Origin of the sequence: Flavobacterium sp. DSP2-3-1 (assembly GCF_049896865.1) — a bacterium.
GTDB lineage: Bacteria > Bacteroidota > Bacteroidia > Flavobacteriales > Flavobacteriaceae > Flavobacterium.
Genome location: NZ_JAFCVD010000020.1, coordinates 1 through 5,753, shown reverse-complemented (window position 1 = coordinate 5,753; position 5,753 = coordinate 1). Strand labels below are relative to the sequence as shown.

Sequence of the window (5,753 nt, the reverse complement as noted above, 5' to 3'; positions counted from 1 at the left end):
AAGAATGAAGAATGCTTTTTTCCAAAAAGAGTTTCAATTGTAGTTTAAATCACATATATTTACTTACTAGTTAACTAAAATGAGTTCGATTAGAGGTTTTTAGACGAACTGACGTTAGCGGTTATACGCCCGAACGAAACGAAAAAATATACATAAAATGAACAGTAGAATAATTTACATAATCTTAGTAATTCTATGCGTTAATTTGACAAGTTGCGCTCAATCAGAAATCCCAAAAAACTTTAAAGAAGTAGAAATACCTAAAAAAAATAGTGAAGAAATTAGAAAACTTAACTATTCTAAAAATGAGTATAAAGTAAAATATGAAAACGACAAATTAGAAGTTGAAAATTTCAATCCGGACAGAAATACTGAATTAAAACTAAGTAGTGGAATATTGAAAGGTTTCAATCACGGAGAATGGGGCGGAAAATTGTCATTTCAGCCAAATGATAAAAAAGAAATTGAAATTGAAATAAAAACTGGAAATATTCTGTTTATTTTTAATTATAACAACAAAATTTATTTCATTGAAGGACTTTCGCATATGTCAATTAATGAAGGTTTTTTATACGAACTACAAATCGAAAAAAATAAATTTAGTTTTAAAAAAATTATAGATTTTGAGGATTGTCCAGAAGCATACACAATTTTTGAGAACAATATTTATGTAGCATCTTATGAAAGTTTTTATAAAATTAAAGACCTAAAAATAGAGACAATATACAAAGATGACTTTTGGGGAAGTTTATATCCAAATTCTATTGCTTTGAAAAGTGAAGAAAAAGTTTTTGTTGGAATTCGTGGAGGTTTAGTGGAATTAAATTTAAAAACTAAAACGAAGAAACTATACGTCCCGAAAGAATAAGTACAACCGCTAACACACGCTACAAGCAATTTGGGTATTAGGCTTAATTTAAATATGGTTTTGTATTTGGAAGATTTGGCAAATCCGAAGAATGGGTTTAATTTAGTCCCAAACTGCTTGTAGCGCGGGGACGTTACCTGTTATTCTTGAAAATCTTAACGATGAAAAAATACCTATTTATTATTGCATTTATTTTTATCTCTTGTGAAAAAGAAAAAACAAGAAATAGTTTTAATTTACCAACATCTGAAGATTTAAATTCAATTGTTGAAAAAGTAATTATTGATGACAGTTTAGCTATTTCGAAAAACAATACGACAACGCCAATTTGTAACGAACTAAAAAAAATTAAAATTATAAATTGGGACAGAAAGAAAAATAGCCTTCCTCCTAAAAGCAAACAAAATTCTATTTTAATTCAAGATTTGATTGGTTATGAAGATATTCCAGTTAATTTTTTCTTTAAAAGAGATGATTCTTTATATATTGAATTTCAAAACGAGAAATTGACAAATTATAGTTTGTCAACCAAACTTTTACAGAAACTTAATACTACGAGTATTTTAAAACAAAAAAGCAATCATAAAAATGCTGAAAATTATGCATTTTACAATTTATCGATTCCTATACTTTCGGCTAACAATACTAAGGCATATATTGAATTAACCTTAGTCTGTTCGGGACTTTGCGGAGAAGGGTATAAAATATATCTTGAAAAGAAAAATGGAAAATGGATAATAGTCAAACGCAAATTAGATTGGGTAAGTTAGAACAACAGGTAACAGCTACTACAACGGATTTGGGCAATAGGCTTAATGGAAAGTTGGTTTTGTATTTGGGATGATTTGGCAAATCCGAAAATAGGGCTTAATTTAGTCCCAAACCCGCTGTAGTAGCGAGACGTTGGGCGAAATTGGCGAGTCCTACGCGTTATTTGCACAATGAATTTTCGGGATATTTTTTGGATTTAAAAGGGAAAGGAATTTCGCTTCAAGTCTTTCGATTAGAATCGTATAAAGTTCACTTTCAAACGTTTGACAACGTAAAGACTTGGCTAAGTTATCTAAAAAAAATGACAAAGTCAAGACCTTTTTTTTTGAAAACTTTAAATCCTAAAAAAATAGAGCCCAAAAACCCTATTATTGACTTCGCCTAGCAGGCTTGCTAAGCGCAATAAATAATAGTTTCATTAAAATAATTGAATTGAAAAATATTGGAGTAGTACCGCCAACTCCATTACTGAAAAAACAGTAACTTCCCCCAACAGGCCGATTGGCGAAAGAAAAAAAGGCCAAATCTTGACACCGTCAAGGCCTTTTTTCCCTTCGCCAAGCGGCCGGTACGTTAGCACTCATTACACACCATGACACAAGAAGAATTTCATAAATTTTACGAAGACGAATCTGAAAGAGTATTTAACGAGTTAAATAAGCTGACAGAAGACGATCTTTTGGAAATTATTGTAGACAGGAACGAAAACAAGTTTAAAATTTGGATCGGAAACGACAATTATCAAATTTGGCGTGTGTTTCAAATTAAAGGAACTGCGAAGTCTATAAAACCGTTATTTGAAATTGTAAGTAATTTAAAAAATGAATATTTAATTCGATATCATGCATGTGAAGCATTATTTAAAATTGCTAATCTGACAGACGGCAATTTTAAAGGAGAAGTTCAATATGGGCGCAATTCGAAACGCAAGACTGTAAACCAACAAAACGCTATTAATAAACTTGGTAAAATTCTAAATTTAGAGGTTTACAGAAATATAACCGAGAAAAACCCTTGGTGGAAACTTTGGTAATAAGTAACGAGTGCTAACACACGCTACAAGCAATTTGGGTATTACGCTTAATTTAAAATTGGTTTTGTATTTGGATGATTTGGCAAATCCGAAAATAGGGCTTAATTTAGTCCCAAACTGCTTGTAGCGCGGGAACGTTGGCATACATTTAAAAAAAACAGAAGGAGAAATCAAAATCTAAAATAGAATGAAGAAAATATTATTTTTAATACTTTTAAGTCAACTGAGTTGCAAATCACAAACAGATTGTCCCGAAGGAATAAATTTACTCCCAATGTATGGAGAAGTAAAAAAATGTGAACAACAGATTGAATTAGATAACGAATTTATTTTAGAATCTGAAAAACAATTCAAAGACAGAAAAAAAGCATCTGAATACTACGTGTCAAAAGGCTGGGAATATTTCTATAAAGATGATAATGATACATCTATGAAACGATTTAATCAGGCTTGGCTTTTAGATAAAACAAATCCACAAGTATATTGGGGTTTTGGAAACTTACTAGGCAAAAAAACCGAATTCGAGAAATCGGTCCAATACTTACAAAAATCAATCAAATTAGAACCAAACAACGCAAAAGTTTACGAATGTATATCAACGAGTTACGGCCAAATATTTTTCAAAACAAAAGATATTAAATATTTAAACCTAACAATTGAGAACTTAAAAAAAGCAATAAAAATTGAACCCAAAAATGGAAGAGCATTTGGACAATTAGCGAGTTCGTATGCTTATTTAATGCAGAAAGACAGTTTAGTTAAATACATAAAAAAAACTGATGAAATTGACTCTAAATTTGTTAATCCTGAAGTAAGAGAAATTGCGAAAAAGAAATAAACGTCTGCCAACAGCTGTTTTGAGCTAGCTGGAGTTCAGTGGAATTACCGTTTCGCATTAAGTTATCGTTAAGCCGAAAACTGAGCGTTTACGAACTTCCAGCCATCTCAAAGCAGCGAAACGTTAGGTGCAAATCAATCAGAACCATGTATTCAGAAATAGAACGAAAATTTACACGCCTTAGAGTCGAATTACGAAAAGAAGGTCTTGATATTTGTGAGGATGTATTCAGAAGATTTTTACCATCTAATATCGTTAAGAAACCTGAAATTTGCGTTTTCTGTAATTCTACATCTAAAAACACAAAAGAACATGTTCTACCGAAATGGTTATTTGAAAAGGATACAGACGTAAGTTTTATATCAAGCGTTAATCGGCAAATTCAAACTTTCAATAAGGCAGTAATTCCGACTTGTGCAAACTGTAATAATTCAATTTTAGCGTACATCGAGAAATACACAATTCAAGTCATTGAAAAGCTAGTTTCAGCAGAAAAACATTATGTTGAAGATTTATGCCACATCATTCGATGGCTGGAAATATTAGATTATAAATTGCAAGTTTATGATTGTCGTAGGATTTACTTAAAACATGATAAATCAGAATACGATAAGGAATTTGGAATAGTTCCTATTTCATTAATGCGCCATTTTATTGAATTTACCCCATACAAAGCATATGATTTTTTGAGAAGTACACAAATAATGATGACAGTGAAGAAAAAAATGGACAGAATAAATTCATTAGTCATTTTTGATATAACTCAACCTAATTTTGACTTTTTCACACAACCGAATGAATATATTTTTGTTAGTCTGCCAAACGCAAAAATTGGTTTTTTTTACTTTTTCAAAGAAAACTACACTAATACCAAAGATGCTTATGAGGATGCGATAAAAATAATGAAACAAGTCTTCGAAACATGATCTGCACCTAACACACGCTACAAGCAATTTGGGGATTTGGCTTAATGGAAAAATTGGTTTGTATTTGGACGATTTGGCAAATCCGAATAATGGGCTTAATTTAATCCCAAACTGCTTGTAGCGCGAGAACGTTAGCGGATATTGTGGAGAAACATCACAAATCAGAAAGAATTTATAAAAAGAAGAAGAAATATAAAAAAGTATTATATTTACAAAATGAAAAAGAGAGAAGTTTGTGGCTTCTCTCCTTTTTGACGGTAAGGTTAATTTAGTTTGTCCGAATGAAAAACATTACTAATAACCAGAATATTTATTTGTTCATTCCCGTCTCAACTCCCTAATGATGGAAGAATTAAGAAACTAACGCACCTTAACAGGTGCTTTTTTTTTACTCACCAGTAACAACTTCAGAACTTGTAATTTCGTCAGGCATTGTTTCTGCATCAGGTTTAAATTCTGTCTTAAAATCGTTACCATCAATCCATTCAGGTAAACCCCAATAACTTAAAATATTTTTATCATTGTACTTAACTATAACTAATTTCTTGTCTTTTTTAAGCCTTCTAGCAACATTGTCAATTCTTACATCACTCGAACCGGTATAATTATCATACGAAATCTGAACTTCACGCAATTTAATAGAATGCGTAAAAGTATTTCTAAACAACCATAAAACTTGTGTTGCCGGTTTTGCTTTTATTGGGAATATTTTAGAAACATTATCTACATTAATTAAATCTGTTCTACTATTTTCAGATTTACTATTTAAAGCATTATGACCATAAATTTCTAATACAGTATCAATTGCTTCAACTTGCTTAAATAAGTCGTTTCTTTTCTTTATTAAATCTTCAATTACATCCATAATTTTAAATTTTATTATATTAACAAATCATATATCACTTTATATCGAATAATATTGCCGATTTTCTTTTACAAAGATATACATTAATATAACATTCACAAGAGTTGAATTAAAAAAAACATAAGTTTACGCAACACAACAACAATACTTATAAACATTCGTAAACTTTTGTTTAAAATAATATCTCTAAAAGTATTGTCTTTACTCAAATAAATGAAAAAATACATTTTAAAAATTGTTAATAAATATCTCAGCATATTTTTAATGTTTTTATTCACGAGACTATTAAAAACAAAAAAAACAAATACAAACTGATAAAAGAACAACATCCGCTAACAGATAAGGCTTCGTTGCGTGCGCAGCACGAACAATGAAGCCGGTGTTGAACGGAACCGATTACATGCCGTCAACACTTATGGAGTTATCGTAAAGTTTTGAGAGAGAATAACAAG

General features: G+C 30.5%; 6 protein-coding genes. 5 read left to right on the top strand and 1 reads right to left on the bottom strand.

Annotation, left to right across the window (positions count from 1 at the left end):
- Positions 1-157 precede the first annotated feature (157 nt).
- From ACP7AT_RS15640 to ACP7AT_RS15620, 5 genes are all read left to right on the top strand, one after another.
- Positions 158-868, top strand: a complete 711-nt coding sequence (locus ACP7AT_RS15640) for a hypothetical protein (RefSeq protein ID WP_426065370.1) — start codon at positions 158-160, stop codon at positions 866-868.
- Between the two features lie 161 nt (positions 869-1,029).
- Positions 1,030-1,638, top strand: a complete 609-nt coding sequence (locus ACP7AT_RS15635) for a hypothetical protein (RefSeq protein WP_426065368.1) — start codon at positions 1,030-1,032, stop codon at positions 1,636-1,638.
- 593 nt (positions 1,639-2,231) lie between these two features.
- Positions 2,232-2,672 carry a hypothetical protein gene (locus ACP7AT_RS15630; RefSeq protein WP_426065367.1) on the top strand — a complete coding sequence of 147 codons (441 nt, stop codon included), beginning with the start codon at positions 2,232-2,234 and terminating at the stop codon, positions 2,670-2,672.
- Between the two features lie 187 nt (positions 2,673-2,859).
- Entirely contained in the window at positions 2,860-3,510 is a 651-nt protein-coding gene (locus ACP7AT_RS15625; protein ID WP_426065366.1) for a tetratricopeptide repeat protein, read from the top strand.
- 146 nt (positions 3,511-3,656) lie between these two features.
- Positions 3,657-4,436 (top strand): hypothetical protein, encoded by a 780-nt coding sequence (locus ACP7AT_RS15620; protein ID WP_426065365.1) that lies wholly within the window; start codon positions 3,657-3,659, stop codon positions 4,434-4,436.
- Between the two features lie 388 nt (positions 4,437-4,824).
- Here the strand turns inward: ACP7AT_RS15620 and ACP7AT_RS15615 are convergent, their stop codons facing one another.
- Positions 4,825-5,301 carry a hypothetical protein gene (locus tag ACP7AT_RS15615; RefSeq protein WP_426065364.1) on the bottom strand — a complete coding sequence of 159 codons (477 nt, stop codon included), beginning with the start codon at positions 5,299-5,301 and terminating at the stop codon, positions 4,825-4,827.
- Between the last annotated feature and the right edge of the window lie 452 nt (positions 5,302-5,753).